Genomic DNA, 21,319 nt, shown 5'->3' with positions numbered 1-21,319 from the left:
CGAAGATTCCGTTCGACTTGCATGTCTTAAGCATACCGCCAGCGTTCAATCTGAGCCAGGATCAAACTCTTCAGTTCAATCTTCATCTTTTGAAATTGAAGAGCAAATCCATCGAAATTACGTATAAAATATATTAACGTGAACTCAATGGTTGCTTGCTTCTGTGCCTTTCAACACAATCGCAAGCCCCCACACAAGTTTTCTGGCTTCTTTTGTTAATCTGCGCGCTACTCTCTAAGCAGCGAGGGGCGGATCTTAAAGGCTTTCGAAGTTCGTGTCAAACACTTTTTCAAAAACTTTTCGTTGATTCCGAAAGCTGAATAATGACCTAAGTTACTGATTCTGCTTTCGTTTCAGAGCGTTTCTGCCCTGAGTGAGTGGCGCATTATACAGGCCACGTTCAGCCCGTCAACTGCTTTTTTCAGGTTTTTTTACATCACGCCAACGTTATTCTGGCGAACTTGCGCTTGCCCACCTGAAACACGGCAGAAATCCCTTTCTCAATCAAAAGACTACGGTCTTCGACCTTCACACCATCAATTTTTACACCACCTTGCTGAACCATGCGTAAGGCATCGGAAGTACTACCAACCAGACCCGCCGCTTTCAATAATGAAGCGATTGGCATCCCCGCACCTTCTGCTACCAGGCTAATCTCATCCATCTCATCTGGCATCGCGCCTTTCTGGAAACGCGCAATAAAGTCTTCACGCGCCCCCACCGCCGCCGCCTGACTATGGAAACGTGCAATGATTTCTTCAGCCAGCAGGAATTTTAGGTCACGGGGGTTCGCCCCCTGCTCCACATCTTGCTTAAAACGTTTAAGCTCACTCAATGGGCGGAAGCTGAGCAGTTCAAAGTAACGCCACATGAGATCGTCTGAAATCGACATGATTTTACCGAACATATCATTGGGCGCATCAGTAATACCGATGTAGTTGCCCAACGACTTGGACATCTTATTAACGCCATCCAAGCCCTCCAGCAAGGGCATCGTCATCACAATTTGCTGTTCCTGACCATATTGACGCTGTAGGTCTCGCCCCATTAACAGGTTGAACTTTTGGTCTGTCCCACCCAACTCAACATCGGCTTTCATGGCAACCGAGTCATAACCCTGCACTAAAGGATAGAGAAACTCATGAATCGCAATCGACTGCCCAGACTTGTAACGCTTGGTGAAATCATCACGTTCCAGCATCCGCGCCACAGTTTGCTTGGCCGCCAACTGAATGAGTCCAGCACTGCCCAATTGATTCATCCATGCCGAATTGAACATGATCTCTGTTTTATCCGGGTCAAGGATCTTGAAAATCTGCTCCTGATACGTCAGTGAATTTTGTTGTACCTGCTCAACCGTCAAGGGTGGTCGGGTACTCGATTTACCCGTAGGATCACCGATCATCCCGGTAAAATCACCGATCAAGAATAAAATCTGGTGTCCGGCTTCCTGAAACTGTCTCATCTTGTTAATGAGTACCGTATGACCAAGATGCAGATCAGGAGCCGTGGGGTCGAAACCAGCCTTCACCCGCAGCGGTTGGCCTTTTTTGAGCTTTGCCACAAACTCAGCTTCAACAAGCACCTCTTCGCTTCCACGTACCAGCTCTTGCATTAGGTCAGCAACATAATCCATTTAACATGCTCCAGAATTGACAATTCTTTAATTTTGATCTACATAGACGGGTAAGTTTATCAGTTTTCTCAGATGTATAGTCAAGCCAACATAGAGAGTCTCGTAATTCTTGGCTGATAAACGTGGTGAGTCAACCTCTATTGAGTTCAGGAATGATTCAGTACATACTCGCTAACCTCCGCCGTATTAGCGGATTTCTGTGTTGTTTTTTATACAGAAATGCATAACTTGATTACAAGTATGGAGTGAAAACCTTGTTATCATTTACTCGAAGGCAGCAATCCCAAAAAAGTTGGGATGATGCCATGAAAGGCTTTAACTTTCCCGGTGGATATATTCCTGCGGACCATAAAGCTGAGTTTGCCAAGTCATCTTCTAAACCAGTGAAGAGCCTTTTCAAACCAGCGTATACCAACGTTCGGATCAAACCAGCCAAAAATAGGCCAGACAAGACCCCACCCAACGAAACATCCGAAGCCTCAACTAAGAAACCTCTGCGTTATCTTGCTACCCGTTCATTGCTGTTGGCATGTGGCCTCGCCACCTTAGGTAACTTACCCGTCTATTCTATGATCAATACTTCGGATAGTGGTAAAATCATCAACCTAACTGATCCCTTGCTTGATGGCAACTCACCCGCCCAAGTGATCAAAACGCTGAACTTACCCGCAGTCGCCGTTGAATCTTTTTCTGGATATGCGCTTGATATACTGCCAGATGTTACCCAAGGCAGCTGGTCAATGCACACTATTGACGCAGACGATACATTAGCAAGCATTCTCAGCGAATTGGAATTAACCAAGACATCAGAAAAGTTACTGAAAGACTCCGCCATCAAGCAAACACTCAATACACTAAAAACGGATGGTCGCGTATTCACTCAAGTAGTCGATGGCAATCTACAACAACTCATTTATGCCAAAAACAAGAGTGAAACCTACATTGTCTCCGCCACCGATGATGGCTATCTTGGGAAGTGGGAATCCAATGCGCTGGAAAGTCGCAATGCCAAAATTTCCTTTAAAATCAAACACTCGATCCTCCGTGATGGCAAAGATGCTGGCTTAAGCACATCACTCATTCGCCAAATCAGCCAAGTGTTCCAGAAAGATGTGGATGTCAACAAAAGCGCCAAAGTAGGTGACAAAGTCGGCGTAATCTTTGAAGATTTCCGCTACCAAGGTGAAAGCATTTATACCGACAAGGTACTAGCTGCTGAATACACCACAAGCAAAACCACGTATCAGCGCATCCGCTTCACCTTGGGAGAAGGTAAAACAGACTACTTCAGACCCGATGGTGATACTGAGCTGAAACGTGCTGCTTTTGACCGCAAACCGCTGACGGCCGGACGTTTAAGCTCTGGCTTCGGAATGCGTAACCACCCAGTGTTTTTCCTGCGCAAAAACCATGCAGGCACAGACTTTGCCGCACCACGTGGCACGCCGATACATGCCACCGCTGATGGTGTTGTGAAAGAAATGGGGCGCTTAGGCGGCTATGGCAATCTGGTTGAATTACGCCATAGCGACAACATTACGACCCGCTACGGTCACATGTCAGCTTTCAATACGGAGTTCAAGCCCGGCAGTCAAGTCAAACGCGGCGACGTGATTGGTTATGTTGGCTCCACTGGCACATCCACCGGTAACCACGTACATTACGAATTCCGCATCAATGGCGAGCCGCAAAACCCGATGGCGATTGAACTGCCTCAAGTAGGCATTATGTCAGCCGAAGAAATGCAGACATTCAAAAACCGTGCATCAGCGATGGTGCAAGAACTCGCCGACTTGCGCAAACTGGCCTCAGCAGATCAGTCAGGGCGTAACCAAAACGGCGGTTAACCCTCCAAAAGCAACGAGGCCGGGCAGATTACCCGCCCGGCCTCGTTCTTCATCTTCAGAATTCCAGCTTATTCAGCCTCTTCAATCCACGCCATCTGGATCGCTTCCAGAATCTTTTCGTTGGATTTTTCCGGGTTATCGCTAAAACCATCCAATGCCTGCACCCAAGTGTGCAAGTCGGTGAAGCGGATGTACTTGGGATCAACATCCGGGTGTGCTTCCAGCAATTGAATGGCAATTTCCAGCGTATCTGTCCATTTGAGTTCGTCCATCACCCAGCCTCCTTAGTGGTTTTCCGACACCATATTGATGGTGTATTTGGGTATTTCGATGACTAGATCGTCGTTCCCTACCTTGGCCTGACAGCTCAGGCGTGAATCAGGGTCGACACCCCACGCTTTATCAAGGTAATCCTCTTCCAGATCGGTCGCTTCTGCCAGCGTGTCGAACCCTTCGCGGATGTAAACGTGGCAAGTAGTACACGCGCAGGATTTTTCACAGGCATGTTCAATCGCAATGCCATGCGCCAGAGCCGCATCGCAAATGCTGGTTCCCGACTCAATATCAAGCACTGCACCTTCAGGGCAAATGTCTTCATGCGGTAAAAAAATCAGTTTTGGCATGGTGTTATCCTTTGAATTCATCAACCCGATGGCCGGTCATGGCCGCACGGATACTCGCATTCATGCGCCGATCCACATAGGCTTCGGCCGCTTTTTCCAGTGCTTTGGTGCCATCTTCGATAGCGCGGGCATCGGTTCCCTGGCGCAGCAACCCCAGTTTATCGCGGGCGGCCAGAATCGCAACACGTTCTTCCGTTGCCAGCAAGGCATCGCCATCGACCAACAACGCTGCATCCAGCGCTTCAATCGCACGATCTGCTTCTACTTGCTGCTCACGCAGCCGCCGCGCATCCATATCCTCACGGGCATGGGTCATGGAATCACGCAGCATGGTTTCAATTTCGTTATCACTCAGGCCGTAGGAAGGTTTCACTTCCACGCCCGCCGTAATGCCGGTGGTCTGTTCTTGTGCGGTCACATTCAGCAAGCCATCGGCATCCACCTGAAACGTCACGCGGATACGTGCTGCCCCCGCCACCATCGGCGGAATGCCGCGCAACGAGAAACGCGCCAGTGAACGGCAAGCTTCCACAGTATCACGCTCACCTTGCAGGACATGGATCGACATCGCCGTCTGCCCATCCTTGAAGGTGGTAAATTCCTGAGCACGAGCTACCGGAATAGTGGTGTTGCGTGGAATCACTTTTTCGACTAAACCGCCCATGGTTTCCAGCCCCAAGGAGAGCGGAATCACGTCCAGCAGCAGCATATCGGAATCGGGCTTGTTGCCCGCCAGCACATCCGCCTGAATCGCTGCGCCAATCGCTACGACCCGATCAGGATCAATATTCACCAGCGGCGGCTTACCAAAAAACGCACTGACTTGTTCACGCACCGCCAAGACACGGGTGGAACCGCCCACCATGACGACATCCTTAACCTCTTCCTTGCTCAGATTCGCATCACGCAAGGTACGGCGGCACGCCATCAAGGTCTTTTTCACCAAGGGGGCAATTAATTCGTTCAGGTGACTGCGGCTCAACTCCCCCTGCCATGCGCCCAAGGTCACGGGTGTCGTTTCCACGGTTGTCAGCGCTTCTTTGGCATCACGGGCAACCACCAAAGCAGTACGTAATACCTTTTGATCAGCGCTACCCTGCAAACCGGATGCCTGCAACAACCATTCCGCCACCACATGGTCGAAATCATCGCCACCCAGCGCGGAATCGCCGCCCGTTGCCAATACTTCAAACACACCTTGGTGCAAACGCAGGATGGAAATATCGAAAGTACCGCCACCGAGGTCATATACCGCAATCACGCCTTCGGCATTCTGATCCAGCCCGTAAGCAACCGCCGCCGCCGTGGGTTCATTCAGCAGGCGATAAACATTCAACCCCGCCAAAGTCGCCGCATCGCGGGTAGCCTGCCGTTGCGCATCGTCGAAATACGCCGGAACCGTAATCACCACCCCCATCAAATCACCGCCAAGGGCAACTTCTGCCTGACGTTTCAGAGTGCGCAGGATTTCCGCCGACACTTCCACCGAAGACACGTCGCCCGTCACCGTCTGGATGCGTGGCACACTTGAATCCCCAGTCACGAAACGGTAGGGCAAATGCCCACCAAGCTGCTTCATATCCTCCACCCCGCGCCCCATCAGGCGTTTGGCGGAAGCAATGGTGTTAAACGGGTCTTCAGTCATCGCGGCTTTAGCGTCATGCCCCACGACGGGCGCAACACCCACTTGATAGCGCACCACAGAAGGCAGTAAATGCCGCCCCTGCGTATCCGCCAAAGTATCAGCGTGCCCACTGCGCACGGTTGCCACCAAGGAATTGGTCGTGCCGAGGTCAATGCCTACCGCCAGCCGGTGCTGGTGGGCAGTTGTGGACATGCCGGGTTCGGAAATTTGCAGTAATGCCATGAGTAATCCTAGAGACTTTCTTCGAGACGTTCTTCGCGATGGCGAATGTCTTCCAGCAGGCGCTCGAAAAAGCGCATTTTGAGCATCGTATCTTTAGCAGTGACGTAGTTCTGCTGCGACCAGCTTTCTGTAAACTCGCTTTCCAGATCGCGTATCGCCAAGCGCACCTGCGTGCTGAGCGTATCCAGCACTTCAAACGGTTCGTCGCTGCTTTCCGCTTCTTCGATCGCTTCGCGCAATTCCATCTGCTGCATTAAAAATTCGGGGTCGGAAGAGGTATCGCGGTCGTCGTTGATTTCCACACCCGCCAATACCAACAGGTAACGGGCACGCAAGCGTGGTTGCCGCAAAGTATCGTTGGCTTCGTTCAGCAATGAGGTAATTTGCACCGCCAAGCGCCGTTCCTGATCGCTGCCACTGGCAAAGCGATCAGGGTGATACTGCGATTGCAGTTCACGGAAACGTTGGCTTAAAGCAGCGCCATCCACCGCAAACTGCCGGGGCAAGCCGAACAGGGTGAAATAATCCTGTTGCAGTTCCGGCAGCAGCGTCAAACCGTGAAGCTCTCACCACACCCGCAACGCGCTTTCTCGTTGGGGTTGGTGAATTTGAAACCTTCGTTCAAACCTTCCTTGGCGTAGTCGACTTCAGTGCCGTCCAGATACACCAAGGCTTTGGGGTCAACAATCAGTTTCACGCCAAGGCTTTCAAATACCGTGTCTTCCGCTTGAAGGTCATCCACAAACTCCATGACGTAAGCCATCCCGGAGCAACCATTGGTTTTGACACCCAAGCGTAAACCCAACCCTTTGCCACGATTGGCAATGAATTTGCTAACGCGGGTAGCAGCGGATTCAGTCAAGGTAATCATAATTACGCGCCTGCCTGTTTCTTTTGGTAGTCTTCAATCGCGGTGCGGATCGCATCTTCTGCCAGCACCGAACAGTGGATTTTCACCGGGGGCAAATCCAGCTCAGCGGCAATATCCGTGTTCTTGATTTGCTTGGCTTGTTCCAGTGTCTTGCCTTTGACCCATTCGGTCAACAAGCTGCTGGAGGCAATCGCCGAACCGCAACCGTAAGTTTTGAACTTGGCATCTTCAATAATGCCTTGCTCGTTCACTTTGATTTGCAGCTTCATTACATCGCCGCACGCAGGTGCGCCGACCATGCCAGTGCCGATATTCAGGTCAGCTTTGCTAAAGCTACCGACGTTGCGTGGATTTTCATAATGGTCAATGACCTTTTCACCGTATGCCATGATCTATACCTCTTGGAAATTTTAATGAGAAACCCATTCAACTTTGCTAATGTCGATGCCTTCCTGAAACATTTCCCACAACGGGGAAAGCTCACGCAGTTTATCAACTGCGGCGCGGATGCGCCCAATCGCGTAATCCACTTCTTCAACTTTACTGAAACGTCCCATCGACAAGCGCAGGGAACTGTGTGCCAATTCATCGCTACGTCCCAGCGCACGCAGTACGTAACTAGGCTCAAGGCTCGCACTGGTACAGGCTGAGCCGGACGACATCGCCAAATCTTTCAAAGACATCATCAGGCTTTCACCTTCGACGTAGTTGAAGCTGATATTGAGGATACCCGCAACACGGTGCTCCAGATCGCCATTCACGTAAACTTCTTCAATGTCCTTCAAGCCGTCGTACAAACGGTTGCGCAACATCAGGATACGGTCATTTTCAGCATTCATTTCCAGCTTGGCAAGGCGGAAGGCTTCACCCATCGCGACAATCTGGTGGGTAGGCAAAGTGCCGGAACGCATCCCGCGCTCGTGGCCACCGCCGTGGGTTTGTGCTTCGATACGGACACGCGGCTTGCGACGTACATATAACGCACCAATGCCTTTGGGGCCGTAAATCTTGTGGGCGGAAAAGCTCATCATATCAACCTTGAGCGCTTCCGTGTCAATGGGGACTTTGCCTGCACTTTGAGCTGCGTCAACGTGGAAGATGGTTTTGTTGGCGCGGCACATTTCACCGATGGTAGCAATGTCCTGAATCACGCCGGTTTCGTTGTTGACGTGCATGATCGAAACCACGGTGGTGTCCTCACGCATCGCCGCTTTCAGCTTATCGAGGTCGATCAGGCCATTGGGTTCCGGGTCAAGGTAAGTGACTTCAAACCCTTCACGCTCCAGTTGGCGGCAAGTGTCCAGCACTGCTTTGTGCTCGGTCTTACAGGTAATAATGTGCTTGCCACGGCGTTCGTTGAAGTGCGCCGCACCTTTGATGGCAAGGTTATTGGATTCGGTTGCACCGCTAGTCCAGACGATTTCTTTGGCGTCAGCGTTGATTAGCGCGGCGATATGACCACGGGCATCCTCTACTGCTGCCTCTGCTTCCCAGCCGAAAGCGTGGCTTTTGGAAGCCGGGTTGCCAAACACACCAGTCGGGGTTAGGTATTGCATCATTTTTTCGGCAACACGCGGGTCTACCGGAGTAGTGGCGGCGTAATCGAAGTAAATGGGCATTTTCAGTTCACTCATGGGGCTTGTCCTGCACTAGCATTAATGGGAATGTGAATGGGAGCGGAAATCGATGCGTTTGTCTTTTTGGCGGGCGGCGGTTTCTTGCACCTCCATTCGCGCTGTCATATCGGCTAGGGTAATTTCCGACAGGAACACACGAATCTGGTTACTCAAGTCCATCCACAAATCGTGGGTCAGGCAACGCTTGTTGTCCTGACAATCACCCATACCACCGCAACGGGTGGCATCGACACTTTCATCAACAGCACTGATGATGTCAGCAATCACGATGGCTTCCGGTGCACCGTTCAACTGATAGCCACCACCGGGGCCGCGCATACTCACCACCAAACCGGCTTTGCGCAACTTGGCAAACAGTTGTTCCAGATAGGAAAGTGATATATCCTGCCGTTCAGAAATCTCCGCCAGCGACACTGGCTGATCCCCATTATGCAAGGCCAGATCCAGCATGGCTGTCACCGCATAGCGACCCTTGGTAGTCAGTTTCATATTGATGCTCTCCATTCAAGCTGAGTGCATCCTACCAATACCCGACAAAACTAGTCAAGTATTAAGGTTTTATTTATCTCTTTTGGCGGAATCCTGATTACCACCACTCATACCACCAAACCCTTCCGTTTGTAATACAGGCAATGGCACAATGTCCAACTGGCCACCCAAACGGTGAACTTCTTCGCATAATTTATCCATGCGTTCATCCATTAGGTGGATGTGATCCAGCATTCGGTTAACTGCATTGGAGACTGGATCAGGCATATCCTGCGTTGCCCCATAAGCGTCAAAACCCATCTTCTGGGCAATTTCCTCGCGGCGTTTTTCTTGCTGCTTACGCGGCGTAACAATGCGCCCCGGAATGCCCGTGACCGTTGCACCTTCTGGCACATCTTTAACCACCACGGCATTAGAACCAACCCGCGCCCCTCTTGCGAGCGTAATCGGCCCCAGAATTTTTGCACCCGCACCAACCACCACATCATTACCCAACGTCGGGTGGCGCTTGCCTTTTTGCCAACTGGTTCCGCCCAAGGTAACGCCGTGGTAGAGGGTGCAATCATCACCGATTTCAGCGGTTTCACCGATCACCACGCCCATGCCGTGGTCGATGAAAAAACGCCGCCCGACGGTAGCGCCAGGGTGAATTTCAATACCTGTGAACAAACGAGCCACATTCGACAATACCCGCGCCAACCATTTGAAACCGTTTTTCCACAACCAATGGCTAAGATGGTGAATGAAAATGGCGTGCAAGCCGGGGTAAGTCGTAACAATTTCAAACACATTACGAGCCGCTGGGTCGCGGTCAAAAATGCAGTTAATGTCTTCACGGATACGCTCGAACATGCGGTTCCTCAGGCTGTGGCGAATTGGGCTGCTTAGTATGCCTACATCTGTGTCGTTGCGCCAATCACGGCCTGACCCAAGGCAATACCCCCGTCATTGGACGGTACGTGTTGGTGGGTCAATACCCGCAAACCAGCACTTTCCAAGCGCCGTTGCACCCCCACGAATAATGGGGCGTTCTGAAACACGCCTCCAGACAGCGCAACAGCCTGAATGTCCGGGTATTCCACACACACACGCTGTGCCAAATCCACGACAACGTGGATTAAACCTTGGTGAAACTGTGCGGCGATGGCTTCGCGGCAATAGCCGGTTTGCAAGTCCTTGAGCAAGGCATACCACAGCGGCGCAGGGTCAATTTCCCAACGGTCAGCAGCATTCTTAGCGATGGTAAAAGGGTAAGCCGGAACAATGTTAAGCAAACAAGCGGGGGCAAGCGCTTCAAGTTCAATCGCCGCTTGCCCTTCGTAGCTGATGCTAGCGCGGTTGCAATCCAGCGCAGCGGCAACTGCATCAAACAAACGCCCGCACGAACTGCTCAATGGCGCATTCAGGCCGCGTGCCAGCATGGTTTCCAACGTTGCCAGCGGTTGTTGTTGCAGGTATTGGATCAGCTCCAGATCGGCAAATTCCTCAACAACTTCAGGCCAGCCAAGTGCATGTAAATGCGCCCACGTATTGCGCCACGGTTGCAGAATGGCTTGCGTACCACCGGGCATAGCCATCGGTTTGAAATGCCCTACCCGCTGGTAAGTGGCGTAATCTGCCAACAGGAATTCACCGCCCCACAGCGTGCCGTCATCCCCGTAACCCAGCCCATCGAGCACGATGCCTAGCACTTTGCCGTCATCACGCCCCCAGCCGTTATCTGCCAGACACGCCGCGACGTGGGCATGGTGGTGTTGCACTTCGATCAGGGGTAAACCTTGCTGCTTTGCCCATTGCTGCCCCCATTGGGTGGAACGGTAGCCGGGGTGCTTATCCACCACGATCGCTTGCGGCTGGTGTTCAAACAAATCGCGATAAAGCTGCAAGGTGTGTTCATACTCACGCCAAGTACGAGCCTCTTCCAAATCACCCAAATGCTGGGAAAGAATAGCTTGACCATCACGTAGCAGCGCAAAGGTATTTTTGAGTTCGCCGCCCATCGCAAGGAGGGCGGTAGCCGTGGCGAAATCGGCAGGTAACGCCAGCGTTTCCGGCGCATAACCACGGGCACGGCGCAACAAGCGCGGTTTACCGGCGAGAATACGGGTCACGGAATCATCGACGCGGTTGACGATCGGGCGATTATGTAACAGCAAATAATCGGCGATGGGCTGCATCCGCTCACGGGTTTCGGCGACGCTGATGCATTGCGGCTCTTCGCTGAGGTTGGCGCTGGTCATGACTAAGGGCGTATCCCACGACTCCAGCAGCAGGGCGTGGAGTGGGGTGTAGGGGAGCATGAAGCCAAGGGAATGTTGCTTAGGGGCGATGGATAAGGCAACGCTGGGTATCGCTTGCACTCCACTCACCCTACGCTCCAGTAATACAATCGGCGCGTATTTGCTTTGTAGCAAAATGGCTTCAGCTTCACTGACATGGCAATAACGCTGGATCACATCCAAATCACGCGCCATCAGTGCTAATGGTTTCTGATAACGGCGTTTACGCTGCCGTAACGTCGCCACGGCTGTTTCATTACTGGCATCACACACTAGATGTACCCCCCCCAAACCCATTACCGCCAGAATATTGCCCTCGCGTAACAAACGGCTGGCAGTATCGAGGCAATCACGCTCCGTAATGGCGAGGCTAATGCCCTGCCCTGCACTATTTTCCAGCCAAACATGAGGGCCACAACTAGCACAAGCATTGGGTTGAGCATGAAAACGGCGCTCGGCAGGGTCAGTGTATTCGTGCAAGCATTCCGGGCATTGCGAGAAATCTGCCATGCTGGTATTAGCGCGGTCATAGGGGATGCGCTGAACAATACTCAAGCGTGGACCACAGTGAGTACAATTGGTAAAGGGATAGCGGTAACGGCGGTTTTTTGGATCAAAAATATCGGCACGACACGCCGGACACATCGCCGCATCCGCCACAATACCAGTATGAATCTCGCCGGATGCACTGGCGATAATACGAAAATCAGGATGCGGGCAAACCGTTGCCAACGGGCTAATGTGCAGAGCATCCAACCGCGCCAAGGGGGGAATATCTGTCTGGAGTTGTTGCTGGAAAGCATCCAGTGCAGCTTCACTACCCCACGCATCAATGAGCACACCCGCGCCATCATTACGTACTGTTCCAACAATACCGCACGCCTGCGCCAAGCGCCAAACATTGGGGCGAAAGCCGACGCCTTGAACCAAACCAGTGATGCGAATGTGGCAGGCTACCATTCTATTATTCCCCTAAGCGTTTATAAAACTGAGGGGATAGTACCGCACTGCACACAAAAAAGGCCAACCCACTAATGCAGGTTGACCCCTAGCCCTGTTATTTTGTGCCGAAAATTAATGCTTATATTGTACGTTTGGTGCTTTCTGGTTGTTATCGAACTTGGATTGCGCTTTATGGTCATTCTGATCGCGCTTGTCTGAACCTTTGTGATCATGATCCTGCTTTTTAACAACCACATTGTTGTTGGTCAGCTTGGTGATGTGCTTGTTCAACGCTGCTTCTTTATTTTCCAGGCTATTACGTTCCCACTTGCTGACTTGACGGTCTTTCATCGCTGCCTTGATGGAAACACCCAGTTGGCGCAGTTCGGTACGCAATTGGTGCTCTTCTGTCGAAGTCAGTTTGCCGGTTTTTACACCCGCATCAATGCGCATGTCCAGCTTGGGAATATTCACATCAATACGGTTATGGTTGCCTTGTGGTGCAGCCATCGCCGCAGAAGAGGCAAACAGTACGCTGGCAACCAGTGCGCCTGAAAAAATAGATGTTGCTTTCATGATATTACTCCTGTTGATTTCTATTAGGTTTCGTTTAAGGTTTCCCCTTTCGACAGGTGTAACTTTATGCGCCAATCAAGCAACAATTATGCGCGGATTGTGCAAAGATCAAGGAAGCGTTACAGCATTTTCAGGTGTCGATACGCGCTGCCAGATGCGCCCAGTCGATTTCCTGCAAGACCCGCGCCTGTTGTTGCACGTAAGATTGTTGCATAGCTGCTTGTTTCTGCTCAGGTGTCACCATTCCATGAAACGGCAGCATGGCTGCATAAGCGGCATCCTGATGAAACTTGAGCGGGGTCAGCACATCTTCACGGCGCGTGTAAAAAGCATCTTCACCCTCCGCGCAAGTTTTGCCAAACACATTGAAATGGCGGCACGCTAGCGGACGCATCGGGTGAACCGAACACGCCCCCTCCAGCAAAAACGGGCAAGGCGTGCCCGCCACATGATTAGCAAGTTGCGGCTTGAGGCGGGTACGGGTGTCGGCAGGCATGATTTTGGTCACATACCAATACAAGCCCAACAGTTCCAGCGGAAAAATAGGGATGGTGGTGTGGCTCTTGCAACAATTGGAACAACCCTTGGCGCAGGCGAGTTTCCTGCCATTATGCTCTTCTTGCTGGATACCTTTGGCGACGCCCACATCAGCATGGTAATAAGCCTCGAAGGCGTAAGCCAACCAAGGGTTAGCGGCTTGTTCGGCAGGAAATTTCAGGCGTTGGGGTTTGCCGTAGGCGGCTTTCTTGGCTTTCATGTCAGACTCCGGGGTGCATTCAGCAGATGCGGGGTAACTGCTCTCCCGGTAGCATATCAACAATCCGCTCCCCACCGAAGGCTGTTTTCAGGATAACATGCCCATCGCCCTCTTCCACCGTGCCGATGATGCAGGCGTGATAACCTTCGGGGATACGTTGCATCGCTGCCAATACGGCATCTGCTGCGTCTGCCGGAACCACCGCCACCAGTTTGCCTTCGTTGGCAAGGTATAGCGGGTCGAGGCCGAGGATTTCACACATGCCGCGCACGGGCGTGCGGATCGGCAATGCGGCTTCCTTGAGCAACATATCGACGCCGGAACGTTCCGCAAATTCATTCAGCACCGTCGCCAAGCCGCCACGGGTCGCATCGCGCAAGCAATGGATGTCCGGGCAGGCGGCAAACATGGCTTCCACCAGCCGATTGAGCGGGGCGCAATCGGTTTCAATGTCGGCATCCAACGCTAAATCACCACGGGCATTGAGAATCGCCGCACCATGATCACCCAACCAACCGTTGACGATGACCACATCGCCCACCTGTGCACCTCCGGCGGACGGGTTGAAGCCTGCCGGAATCACCCCCACACCAGCGGTATTAATAAACAGCTTATCCGCCCCACCACGTTGCACCACCTTGGTGTCGCCGGTCACGATTTGCACGCCTGCCTCATCCGCCGCCAAGCGCATGGCTTGCAGGATGCGGGCGAACGTTTCCAGCGGTAAGCCTTCTTCGATGATGAAACCGCAGCTCAGGTACAAGGGTTTCGCGCCCCCGACAGCGAGGTCGTTGACCGTGCCGTTGATGGCGAGTGTGCCGATATTACCGCCGGGAAATTCCAGCGGCGTGACGACGTAGGAATCGGTGGTGAAGGCCAAACGATCGCCTTGTGTAACCAACTTTGCCAACGGGATACGGGCTTGATCTTCGCCCTCTTCCAACAGCGGATTGCTGAAGGTGCGGCGGATCAGGTCGTCGACCAGTTGGTGCATGGCGCGTCCGCCGCTGCCGTGGGCGAGGGTGATGGTTCCGGTGAGGTTCATGCGGTTTCCTTACGTTTTGCCAATTTGCCGTAAGCGTAATACGCCGCACACGAACCTTCCGGCGATACCATCAGCGCCCCCAGCGGATGTTGCGGGTTGCAATCCTTGCCGAACGCGGGGCAATCCCACGGTTTGATAACCCCACGCAATACTTCGGCACACTTGAGGTGTTCCGGGTCGTGGGAACTGGCCGCAGCTTGTAGGTTGAATCTCTTCTCGGCATCGTAAGCCGCGTAGGCTGATCGAATCTGCACGCCAGCATCACCGATATTCCCCAAGCCACGAAACTCGCTGTGTTCCCGCGTTTCGTAGACTTCGGCAATGGCTTTCAAGCCTGCGACATTACCCGCTTCCGGCACAATCCGCGCATACTGGTTTTCGACTTCGCAACGGCCTTCGGCAAGCTGTTTCATCAGCATCCACAGGGCGTGCAAAATATCGAGCGGTTCAAAGCCGGTAATCACCAGCGGCTTGTGGTAGTCACGGGTCACAAAATCATACGGATGTACGCCGATCACCATGCTGACGTGTCCAGGCGCGAGGAAACCGTCAAGTTTCAAGTCGGGGTCGGTGAGGATCGCCCGCATGGTCGCAGGCGTAGTAATGTGATTGCAGAATAGCGAAAAGTTTTGCAGCCCTTCGCGGTGCGCCTGCAATAAGGTGAGCGCGGTGCTGGGCATGGTGGTTTCAAACCCCAGCGCGAAAAACACCACATCACGCTCAGGATTTTTGCGGGCAATGGTTAGCGCATCCATCGGCGAATACACCATGCGCACATCGCAGCCGTCAGCCTTGGCTTGCAACAGGCTTTTGCGCGTACCGGGTACACGCATCGCATCGCCAAAAGTGGTGAAGATCACGCCGGGCTGTTCCGCAATCGTGACGCAATCATCCACCCGCGACATCGGCAACACACACACTGGGCAGCCGGGGCCGTGTACCATTTCAATGTCGGCGGGCAACATGCCTTCGATGCCGTATTTGAACAAAGTGTGGGTATGACCGCCGCAGAATTCCATGACTTGCAGAGGCTGGCTTCGGCTACGCTCAGCCAGCGGGGAGCTCCGTTCCCTGAGCGAAGTCGAAGGGAACATGCCCGAAGTCAGTCGGTTGATTTCTTCCACCAGCTTTTTGGCGGTGGCAGGGTCGCGGAATTCGTCGATGTATTTCATGCCGAACGTTCCAGCGCATCAGCAATGTTGCGGATGGCTTCCAGCTCTGCATCCATATCGCCAATCGCCGCCAGATAAGCGAGGGTGCGGGCGGCCTCATCCTCATCCAGACGGCTCATGGCGAAACCGGCGTGAACCAGTACCCAAGCGCCGACGCACTCTTCCGCTGGGTGTTCGTCATCCACCACGCAGGTGATGATCACATCGCGTTTCACACCGCCGATGTCCACCTTGGCAACCAAGAGGTCAAGGTCGACCAATTCGGTGATTTGTCCGGGGATTCCAAGGCACATGATGATTTCCTGTTAGCTGAAAGTAATGTCCACGGTAAGTGGGTCGGGCATGGCTTCAAACACGCCACGTACATCATCTGCCGTCACGCCATCCGGCAAACCGAGGCGCAAGTTCGCATAGAACAGCATTTCGCTGGACATGGGCGCAGCACGTTGCTCACTTTCCAGCTCTTCGATATTGACGTTGAGCGCGGCGAGCTGGCGGGTAATGTCATGGATAATGCCAGAGCGATCCAGCCCCAAGAGTTCCAGTGTCAGCTGGGTAATCGTGCGCGGAACACTGACTTCACTGTGCGTCACCAAAATTTGCAGGCCGTTATTTTGCAAGGCTTGCAGGGCTTGTTTCAGGCCAGCCAGTTGTTCTTCCGGCAGGGTGACATGGGCAAGCCCGGCGAACTGTCCGGCAAGGTGCACCATGCGGCTTTCCTGCCAGTTACCTTGGTGGGCTTTGACGGCTTCGGCAATGGATTTGACCAGACCTGCGCGGTCAGAGCCAAGAACAGTGAGGACAAGAGATGATTGCATGGAAACTCCTTATGACAGTTGTTATGGCAAAATTGTATCAGTTCTTCCGAGGCGTTGCTGTTGCAGCCAGTCAAGCCAACCCTCCATGCCTTCGCCACTGGTGGCTGAAACATGTAGGATCTGGATAGACGGGTTAACCCGGCGGGCATATTCCTCACATTTCGCCACATCAAAGCGCAAATACGGCAGCAAGTCGACCTTGTTGAGGATCATCAAATCCGCCGCGTGAAACATATCGGGGTATTTGATCGGCTTGTCTTCGCCTTCAGTCACTGAAAGGATCACGACCTTGTGCGCCTCACCGAGATCGAAGGCAGCTGGGCAAACCAGGTTACCAACGTTTTCGATGAACAGAATACCGCCTTGTTCGATGGGCAACGATTCGAGTGCGTGTCCGACCATGTGTGCATCCAGATGGCAGCCCTTACCCGTATTGATTTGTAGCGCAGGAACACCCGTAGCGCGGATACGGTCAGCATCATTGCTGGTTTGCTGGTCGCCTTCCACCACTGCCATTGGCACGATACCCTGCAAGCGCGTGAGGGTTTCAGTCAGCAGAGTGGTTTTACCCGAACCGGGGCTGGATACTAAATTGAGCGCAAGGATAGAACGCTCAGCCAGCCACTGGCGGTTTTGTGCAGCATACTGGTTGTTTTTACCAAGAATGTCTTGCTCGATTTGCACCATGCGGGATTGGGTCATACCGGGTGCATGAGCGTGAGCAGCACCTTGCCCGTAATCGTGGGTATGTCCATGAGAATGTTCAGGTGCAGGCTGTAACCCGCGAATCAGTGTATGGCGTTGAGGTTGGCCTTCAATCTTGACTTCGCCTTCGCCGCAGCCGCAGACAGTACACATTATTCCACCTCCAGTTCTTTAATACGCATTTCCTCCCCGCTGGTCACTTGTAGCTGATAGCTGCCGCACTGTGGGCAGGCATCGTAACGCTGTTGCACAGTCACGGTTTGGGCACAATCCAGACACCATGCCTGCGCGGGGACTTCGATAATCTCCAGTCTAGCCCCATCTGCCAGCGAATGTCGCACGATTACGTCAAAACAAAAGCGCATCGCCTCAATGTCTACCCCTGACATCGTGCCGATTTCCAGCCACACGGTTTTCACTTTGGTGAAATGTTGACGTTTGGCTTCGCTTTCCAGTATTTGCAACACACCTTCGCACAGGGACATTTCATGCATCGCGGGTAATCTCCAGTTGGTATGTCACACAGGGATCAAGGGCGGCAATCAGGGCTTGAGCCTGATTGCGCAATGCCACTTCACTGGTCGCGTGCAGACCGGATAGCATGTGATACAGCGAACCCTGCGGGTGAAAATTCCACTCAGTGGGCGCAACAATCTGGTATTCGAGAATCAAGCCATGTTGCTGCACGACGCGATGGACTAATAGACCGCGTGCCGTTTGCAACAGCGCAATTCCCTCCCCTGCATGCCCTTCGACTCCACGCAGGGAAAAGCCAGCCTCGCTGGCTGAACGTAGCCGAAGCCAACACGCCAGCATATCCAATACCCGTGCAAGCAGGCGTGTCATCAAACCGCTGCCATAGCGTTCGCGCCAGACTTGCAAAGCGGGATTGTCCCATTGGCGGGTCAAACTGGACGTTTCACATGCCCTGCCCTCCACATCAGGCACTGCCATAAAGTGTTCCGCATCAGCAGCAGCCAAACGTTGCCGCCACCATTCGAAGGACTGTTCGGGCAAAGGTTGCTGAGGGCAAGCCCCCAGATGCTCCCAATCATGGCGACACACATTGGTCATCAGATTGCCAATCAGTCCACGAATGGAAAGTTTCTTAGCATCGCCACGGGTGCAGTAATCCAGCCAGCGTTGTAATGGCAAACCCAGTAGGCGGGCTTCAAACCAGCGCTGGATGTCATCCATTACAGCGGGGTTGGGCACTTTCAGCAGTTCACGTTTGAGTTTAAAGAGTGCTTGCAGTTCGTGGGCGGAAAGTGACTCATTGCCCAACGCCACAGGCCAGTCTTGCGATAAGCGCAACAGGTGTTCAAACAGGGTTTCGATACCAATCTGGCGAATGCGCTGCTGCTCAATGACCGCATCAGGCTGTTTTCCCGTGGCCTGTTCACAGGCTTGGGTGGAGGTAATGGTTTGTGCTGTACCGCACAAGCTAAACAATACGCCAGTAAGCTTAGGCGCCAGATCGACAGGCTTTCCCGCCAGTAAACCTGAATTCAGGCGCAAGCGCGTGGAACTAATCGTTAGGGTCTTGACCCGGCACAAACGACCCTCACTGACATAATGCAGCGCAAGTTGTAATTGACCGACCAATTGTTCCAAAGGCTGCATGGGCTGGATACTTGCTTTCCATCATAAAGACACTGACATACTAACAGAGCAAACACTGTGCCAGTGCGTCAATATTGAAATAGCCCTACACCAACTTAAATAAAATTCAGATGAATGATTGAACCTAATTATGATGATTGACGACTCATTTTTGATAAACCATTGATATTGTATAATTAATGTGCAACTAGAACGCCCCCATTCTGATTGTACTGTCGTAAGTTGCCTGGAGTTTCATAAAACTTCATTATTGAGTGGTACGCAATCTATGCAAGCTGTGCATGAAGAGCTTCGCAATATAATCCTGAAGCGCGGCATCCATCTGACGCTGAATCATAAGTCATGTACTGCACTACTGACTGAATTACCACGCCAATACCGTGAGGAATGTAAAATTTTGGCTCAAGGCGTACTCGCAGGCCAACCACTAGAAGCTTATCGTACAAGAAAAATTTTCACTTTTCCCAAACTACAACGCCCTTTCTTTTCCAGCAGAACGCAACAAACATGGGCTAAAGACACATGGAATTACGCCATCACCGGCAAGCATTCTACTTGGTCACAATTTAATATTATTGGTAAATACAAATACCCAGCACTTTTAGTAGTCGCACTTATCCCTATAACCTTGATGTTTATTGTTAATACTCCCAACAAATTAAAACAACCTGCACCTGCACCTGCACCTGCACCTGCACCTGCACCTGCACCTGCACCTGCACCTGCACCTGCAAAAAATACTATCGAAGAGGAGAATCAGAAAGCAGTTATCCTCGCCACTAAACTTATGCAAGACGCTATCTTTACATCAATAGATGCAGGCTATATGAGCCTTTCAATCTTCAAAAAAGAACAAGAAATCACTTCACTAAATGAACTATCCAAAGTAAGTCACGATAATTTTTATCAGAAGAAGAAAGACATCATTTCATCAAAGCTGCTAGACATAGAAAAAAAACTGCAAGACTCATCAACTGAATATACCAATCAACTAGAAAAAATTTGTTATATAAAAGATACATACACAGAAAAAGCATTCAAGTCTATCCATACTATCAACAGCCAAAGTCTAGGTATCGAAGAAGCTGCATTTGATATATTCACTATTCACTTAAAGCAATGCCAACCCTCTACATCTTCAGAGAAGATCACATTAAACCTCAAGCACGACTACTTTAAACAACTTAACCTTAAGAGTATCAAACCATGATCAAAAAACTAAATCATGCTAGTAAAATAACTTCTATCATTTTGGCATTATCTGTTAGTGCCGGTTGCAGCATGAATGCTACAAAATCAACAATCACACCTGAACAAGAAAAAGACATTCAAGCTTGTAAAACAAACCTACCCAGTAGCAAAAAAATAAAAAAAGAAGCAGTGACATACGGATGCTTAGCCAGCCTAGTGTTCTGGAAAGCAATAGGCCAAGAAAACCCTGCCGCACTGATGTGTGTAGCCGGTGGAGGTGCTGGGTTTGTATTGGGGGATAGCGTAGCAGAGAGAAAGTGTAGCTATCTAAACATTGCCAATCAACTGGATGGAGAAATTGCCCATACCAGCAAAACCAATGGTACTTTCGCATTATTCTTTATAGAGCAAGACCTAAACTTAAAGCTTCAACAAGCTCAAGCAGAAGCATTGCTAACGGCAAAAGAAAAAGCCAGCGCAGATAAAGTCGCATTGCAAAAAATGCAAGAATCCCTTACTGAACAACTGGAGAAAGAACAGTACTTATTGACACAAATGCAAGAAGAACGGCAATTCAAACAAGAAACCGTCAATAAAGCAAAGCAAGCAAAACTTGAGAAGGAAAAAATAGACATGCTCACCAATGAGATAAAATCACTTATCGACAATATCAAAAAACTACGTGAAAACAATAAGTCTCTGCGTGATATAAAAGAGACGTTTGCAGCTAATACACAGTGAAACCACAGAAGTCGCTGGTGATGGTAGTGTCTGCCATCATCAGTACATTTTTATCAGCCTGTACAGTATCTTCCTCTAAGCAGGAAGATGCTGGGCTAGTGGACACATTAAACAATATCTACAACCATGACTACGAAAAAAGCATTGAGGCAAAAAGAAGCCAATTAGAAACACTTAAAAATCAACAAGACATTGAAAAACAAAAACTCAGCCGAACCCAAAAAGAATACCAAATTCTTCAGGAAAAAACTGAAAATTTAATACCTAAAATCGATAATTTAGATAACAAAAAACAACAATTAAAAAAATCAACCACTGTTATCGAACAACAATTAAACTTTACTAGCAAGGAGAAGCAACGACTGCATCAAGAAATAGCCAAACTTGATAAACAAGAACAGCATTTAACCTCATCTAATAACAAACAAAAAACAAGCATAGACACGTTAATAAAGCAACGTGATCAACTCCGCAAAGAACTAGAGGAATTGTTACGCTAG

At 51.2% G+C, this 21,319-nt stretch carries 24 protein-coding genes and 1 rRNA gene; 4 read left to right on the top strand and 21 right to left on the bottom strand.

Features of this window, described 5'->3' with window-relative positions; translation table 11 throughout:
* Both Q394_RS0113600 and tyrS read right to left on the bottom strand, forming a co-directional pair.
* Positions 1-77, bottom strand: a 16S ribosomal RNA gene (locus Q394_RS0113600); the annotation flags it as partial.
* A gap of 359 nt (positions 78-436) precedes the next feature.
* The gene (gene tyrS, locus Q394_RS0113595; RefSeq protein ID WP_028489753.1) at positions 437-1,636 is read right to left on the bottom strand and encodes a tyrosine--tRNA ligase; all 1,200 of its coding nucleotides are present in this window, start codon (positions 1,634-1,636) and stop codon (positions 437-439) included.
* 305 nt (positions 1,637-1,941) lie between these two features.
* Between tyrS and Q394_RS21585 the strand changes: the two genes are divergently transcribed.
* Complete coding sequence (locus Q394_RS21585) at positions 1,942-3,483, top strand: M23 family metallopeptidase (RefSeq protein WP_028489752.1); 1,542 nt, start codon at positions 1,942-1,944, stop codon at positions 3,481-3,483.
* 68 nt (positions 3,484-3,551) lie between these two features.
* Here Q394_RS21585 and iscX read toward each other — a convergent pair whose 3' ends face one another.
* From iscX to Q394_RS0113495, 19 genes are all read right to left on the bottom strand, one after another.
* The gene (gene iscX / locus Q394_RS0113585; RefSeq protein ID WP_028489751.1) at positions 3,552-3,755 is read right to left on the bottom strand and encodes a Fe-S cluster assembly protein IscX; all 204 of its coding nucleotides are present in this window, start codon (positions 3,753-3,755) and stop codon (positions 3,552-3,554) included.
* Between the two features lie 12 nt (positions 3,756-3,767).
* A complete protein-coding gene (gene fdx, locus Q394_RS0113580; RefSeq protein WP_028489750.1) occupies positions 3,768-4,106 on the bottom strand; it encodes an ISC system 2Fe-2S type ferredoxin in 339 nt (112 codons plus the stop codon).
* 4 nt (positions 4,107-4,110) lie between these two features.
* The gene (gene hscA, locus Q394_RS0113575; protein WP_028489749.1) at positions 4,111-5,973 is read right to left on the bottom strand and encodes a Fe-S protein assembly chaperone HscA; all 1,863 of its coding nucleotides are present in this window, start codon (positions 5,971-5,973) and stop codon (positions 4,111-4,113) included.
* Positions 5,974-5,981: 8 nt separating this feature from the next.
* Positions 5,982-6,527, bottom strand: coding sequence for a Fe-S protein assembly co-chaperone HscB (gene hscB / locus Q394_RS0113570; RefSeq protein ID WP_156946875.1), 546 nt, complete (start codon positions 6,525-6,527; stop codon positions 5,982-5,984).
* Complete coding sequence (gene iscA / locus Q394_RS0113565) at positions 6,524-6,844, bottom strand: iron-sulfur cluster assembly protein IscA (protein ID WP_425426769.1); 321 nt, start codon at positions 6,842-6,844, stop codon at positions 6,524-6,526. Before iscA ends, hscB begins: the two co-directional genes overlap by 4 nt.
* Positions 6,845-6,846: 2 nt before the next feature.
* The gene (gene iscU, locus Q394_RS0113560) at positions 6,847-7,233 is read right to left on the bottom strand and encodes a Fe-S cluster assembly scaffold IscU (RefSeq protein WP_028489746.1); all 387 of its coding nucleotides are present in this window, start codon (positions 7,231-7,233) and stop codon (positions 6,847-6,849) included.
* Between the two features lie 21 nt (positions 7,234-7,254).
* Complete coding sequence (locus Q394_RS0113555) at positions 7,255-8,478, bottom strand: IscS subfamily cysteine desulfurase (protein ID WP_281169649.1); 1,224 nt, start codon at positions 8,476-8,478, stop codon at positions 7,255-7,257.
* Between the two features lie 21 nt (positions 8,479-8,499).
* Positions 8,500-8,970 (bottom strand): Rrf2 family transcriptional regulator, encoded by a 471-nt coding sequence (locus Q394_RS0113550; protein ID WP_038141568.1) that lies wholly within the window; start codon positions 8,968-8,970, stop codon positions 8,500-8,502.
* A gap of 69 nt (positions 8,971-9,039) precedes the next feature.
* Positions 9,040-9,822 (bottom strand): serine O-acetyltransferase, encoded by a 783-nt coding sequence (gene cysE / locus Q394_RS0113545; RefSeq protein WP_028489743.1) that lies wholly within the window; start codon positions 9,820-9,822, stop codon positions 9,040-9,042.
* Between the two features lie 41 nt (positions 9,823-9,863).
* Positions 9,864-12,209 (bottom strand): carbamoyltransferase HypF, encoded by a 2,346-nt coding sequence (gene hypF, locus Q394_RS0113540; protein WP_028489742.1) that lies wholly within the window; start codon positions 12,207-12,209, stop codon positions 9,864-9,866.
* A gap of 114 nt (positions 12,210-12,323) precedes the next feature.
* Positions 12,324-12,767, bottom strand: coding sequence for a hypothetical protein (locus Q394_RS0113535; protein ID WP_028489741.1), 444 nt, complete (start codon positions 12,765-12,767; stop codon positions 12,324-12,326).
* 130 nt (positions 12,768-12,897) lie between these two features.
* Entirely contained in the window at positions 12,898-13,524 is a 627-nt protein-coding gene (locus Q394_RS0113530) for a YkgJ family cysteine cluster protein (RefSeq protein WP_028489740.1), read from the bottom strand.
* Positions 13,525-13,543: 19 nt separating this feature from the next.
* On the bottom strand, positions 13,544-14,569 hold the full coding sequence (gene hypE, locus Q394_RS0113525; protein ID WP_028489739.1) for a hydrogenase expression/formation protein HypE: 1,026 nt from the start codon (positions 14,567-14,569) through the stop codon (positions 13,544-13,546).
* Complete coding sequence (gene hypD / locus Q394_RS0113520) at positions 14,566-15,741, bottom strand: hydrogenase formation protein HypD (protein ID WP_028489738.1); 1,176 nt, start codon at positions 15,739-15,741, stop codon at positions 14,566-14,568. The genes hypE and hypD overlap by 4 nt, the downstream gene beginning before the upstream one ends.
* Positions 15,738-16,034, bottom strand: a complete 297-nt coding sequence (locus Q394_RS0113515) for a HypC/HybG/HupF family hydrogenase formation chaperone (protein WP_028489737.1) — start codon at positions 16,032-16,034, stop codon at positions 15,738-15,740. Before Q394_RS0113515 ends, hypD begins: the two co-directional genes overlap by 4 nt.
* A gap of 12 nt (positions 16,035-16,046) precedes the next feature.
* A complete protein-coding gene (locus Q394_RS0113510; protein WP_028489736.1) occupies positions 16,047-16,559 on the bottom strand; it encodes a glycine cleavage system transcriptional repressor in 513 nt (170 codons plus the stop codon).
* Between the two features lie 21 nt (positions 16,560-16,580).
* On the bottom strand, positions 16,581-17,417 hold the full coding sequence (gene hypB, locus Q394_RS0113505; RefSeq protein ID WP_028489735.1) for a hydrogenase nickel incorporation protein HypB: 837 nt from the start codon (positions 17,415-17,417) through the stop codon (positions 16,581-16,583).
* The gene (gene hypA, locus Q394_RS0113500; RefSeq protein ID WP_028489734.1) at positions 17,417-17,758 is read right to left on the bottom strand and encodes a hydrogenase maturation nickel metallochaperone HypA; all 342 of its coding nucleotides are present in this window, start codon (positions 17,756-17,758) and stop codon (positions 17,417-17,419) included. The genes hypB and hypA overlap by 1 nt, the downstream gene beginning before the upstream one ends.
* Complete coding sequence (locus Q394_RS0113495; RefSeq protein ID WP_028489733.1) at positions 17,751-18,887, bottom strand: nickel-dependent hydrogenase large subunit; 1,137 nt, start codon at positions 18,885-18,887, stop codon at positions 17,751-17,753. The genes hypA and Q394_RS0113495 overlap by 8 nt, the downstream gene beginning before the upstream one ends.
* A 268-nt stretch (positions 18,888-19,155) precedes the next feature.
* Between Q394_RS0113495 and Q394_RS22490 the strand changes: the two genes are divergently transcribed.
* Genes Q394_RS22490 through Q394_RS0113480 form a run of 3 tightly spaced genes read left to right on the top strand, consistent with a single transcriptional unit; the run spans position 19,156 to position 21,319 of the window.
* On the top strand, positions 19,156-20,097 hold the full coding sequence (locus tag Q394_RS22490) for a hypothetical protein (RefSeq protein WP_028489732.1): 942 nt from the start codon (positions 19,156-19,158) through the stop codon (positions 20,095-20,097).
* Positions 20,094-20,819: a hypothetical protein gene (locus tag Q394_RS0113485; RefSeq protein ID WP_028489731.1), complete on the top strand. Its 726-nt coding sequence runs from the start codon at positions 20,094-20,096 to the stop codon at positions 20,817-20,819. Before Q394_RS22490 ends, Q394_RS0113485 begins: the two co-directional genes overlap by 4 nt.
* A 26-nt stretch (positions 20,820-20,845) precedes the next feature.
* Positions 20,846-21,319 carry a hypothetical protein gene (locus tag Q394_RS0113480; protein ID WP_156946874.1) on the top strand — a complete coding sequence of 158 codons (474 nt, stop codon included), beginning with the start codon at positions 20,846-20,848 and terminating at the stop codon, positions 21,317-21,319.

Origin of the sequence: Thiothrix lacustris DSM 21227 (genome assembly GCF_000621325.1) — a bacterium.
Lineage (GTDB): Bacteria > Pseudomonadota > Gammaproteobacteria > Thiotrichales > Thiotrichaceae > Thiothrix > Thiothrix lacustris.
The sequence above is the reverse complement of the archived record's forward strand: the minus strand, read 5'-3'. Positions and strand labels throughout refer to the sequence as shown.

Excerpts from the sequence above, each read along its gene's own strand:
- Q394_RS0113535 (WP_028489741.1), bottom strand. The coding sequence starts at position 12,767 with ATGAAAGCAACATCTATTTTTTCAGGCGCACTGGTTGCCAGCGTACTG.
- Q394_RS0113530 (WP_028489740.1), bottom strand. The coding sequence starts at position 13,524 with ATGAAAGCCAAGAAAGCCGCCTACGGCAAACCCCAACGCCTGAAATTT.
- Q394_RS0113495 (WP_028489733.1), bottom strand. The coding sequence starts at position 18,887 with ATGCAGCCTTTGGAACAATTGGTCGGTCAATTACAACTTGCGCTGCAT.
- hypF (WP_028489742.1), bottom strand. The coding sequence starts at position 12,209 with ATGGTAGCCTGCCACATTCGCATCACTGGTTTGGTTCAAGGCGTCGGC.
- Q394_RS22490 (WP_028489732.1), top strand. The coding sequence starts at position 19,156 with ATGCAAGCTGTGCATGAAGAGCTTCGCAATATAATCCTGAAGCGCGGC.
- hypB (WP_028489735.1), bottom strand. The coding sequence starts at position 17,417 with ATGTGTACTGTCTGCGGCTGCGGCGAAGGCGAAGTCAAGATTGAAGGC.
- fdx (WP_028489750.1), bottom strand. The coding sequence starts at position 4,106 with ATGCCAAAACTGATTTTTTTACCGCATGAAGACATTTGCCCTGAAGGT.
- Q394_RS0113510 (WP_028489736.1), bottom strand. The coding sequence starts at position 16,559 with ATGCAATCATCTCTTGTCCTCACTGTTCTTGGCTCTGACCGCGCAGGT.
- Q394_RS0113485 (WP_028489731.1), top strand. The coding sequence starts at position 20,094 with ATGATCAAAAAACTAAATCATGCTAGTAAAATAACTTCTATCATTTTG.
- hypA (WP_028489734.1), bottom strand. The coding sequence starts at position 17,758 with ATGCATGAAATGTCCCTGTGCGAAGGTGTGTTGCAAATACTGGAAAGC.
- tyrS (WP_028489753.1), bottom strand. The coding sequence starts at position 1,636 with ATGGATTATGTTGCTGACCTAATGCAAGAGCTGGTACGTGGAAGCGAA.
- Q394_RS0113555 (WP_281169649.1), bottom strand. The coding sequence starts at position 8,478 with ATGAGTGAACTGAAAATGCCCATTTACTTCGATTACGCCGCCACTACT.
- hscA (WP_028489749.1), bottom strand. The coding sequence starts at position 5,973 with ATGGCATTACTGCAAATTTCCGAACCCGGCATGTCCACAACTGCCCAC.
- iscA (WP_425426769.1), bottom strand. The coding sequence starts at position 6,844 with ATGATTACCTTGACTGAATCCGCTGCTACCCGCGTTAGCAAATTCATT.
- Q394_RS0113515 (WP_028489737.1), bottom strand. The coding sequence starts at position 16,034 with ATGTGCCTTGGAATCCCCGGACAAATCACCGAATTGGTCGACCTTGAC.
- Q394_RS0113550 (WP_038141568.1), bottom strand. The coding sequence starts at position 8,970 with ATGAAACTGACTACCAAGGGTCGCTATGCGGTGACAGCCATGCTGGAT.
- iscX (WP_028489751.1), bottom strand. The coding sequence starts at position 3,755 with ATGGACGAACTCAAATGGACAGATACGCTGGAAATTGCCATTCAATTG.
- cysE (WP_028489743.1), bottom strand. The coding sequence starts at position 9,822 with ATGTTCGAGCGTATCCGTGAAGACATTAACTGCATTTTTGACCGCGAC.
- hypE (WP_028489739.1), bottom strand. The coding sequence starts at position 14,569 with ATGAACCTCACCGGAACCATCACCCTCGCCCACGGCAGCGGCGGACGC.
- Q394_RS21585 (WP_028489752.1), top strand. The coding sequence starts at position 1,942 with ATGAAAGGCTTTAACTTTCCCGGTGGATATATTCCTGCGGACCATAAA.
- iscU (WP_028489746.1), bottom strand. The coding sequence starts at position 7,233 with ATGGCATACGGTGAAAAGGTCATTGACCATTATGAAAATCCACGCAAC.
- hypD (WP_028489738.1), bottom strand. The coding sequence starts at position 15,741 with ATGAAATACATCGACGAATTCCGCGACCCTGCCACCGCCAAAAAGCTG.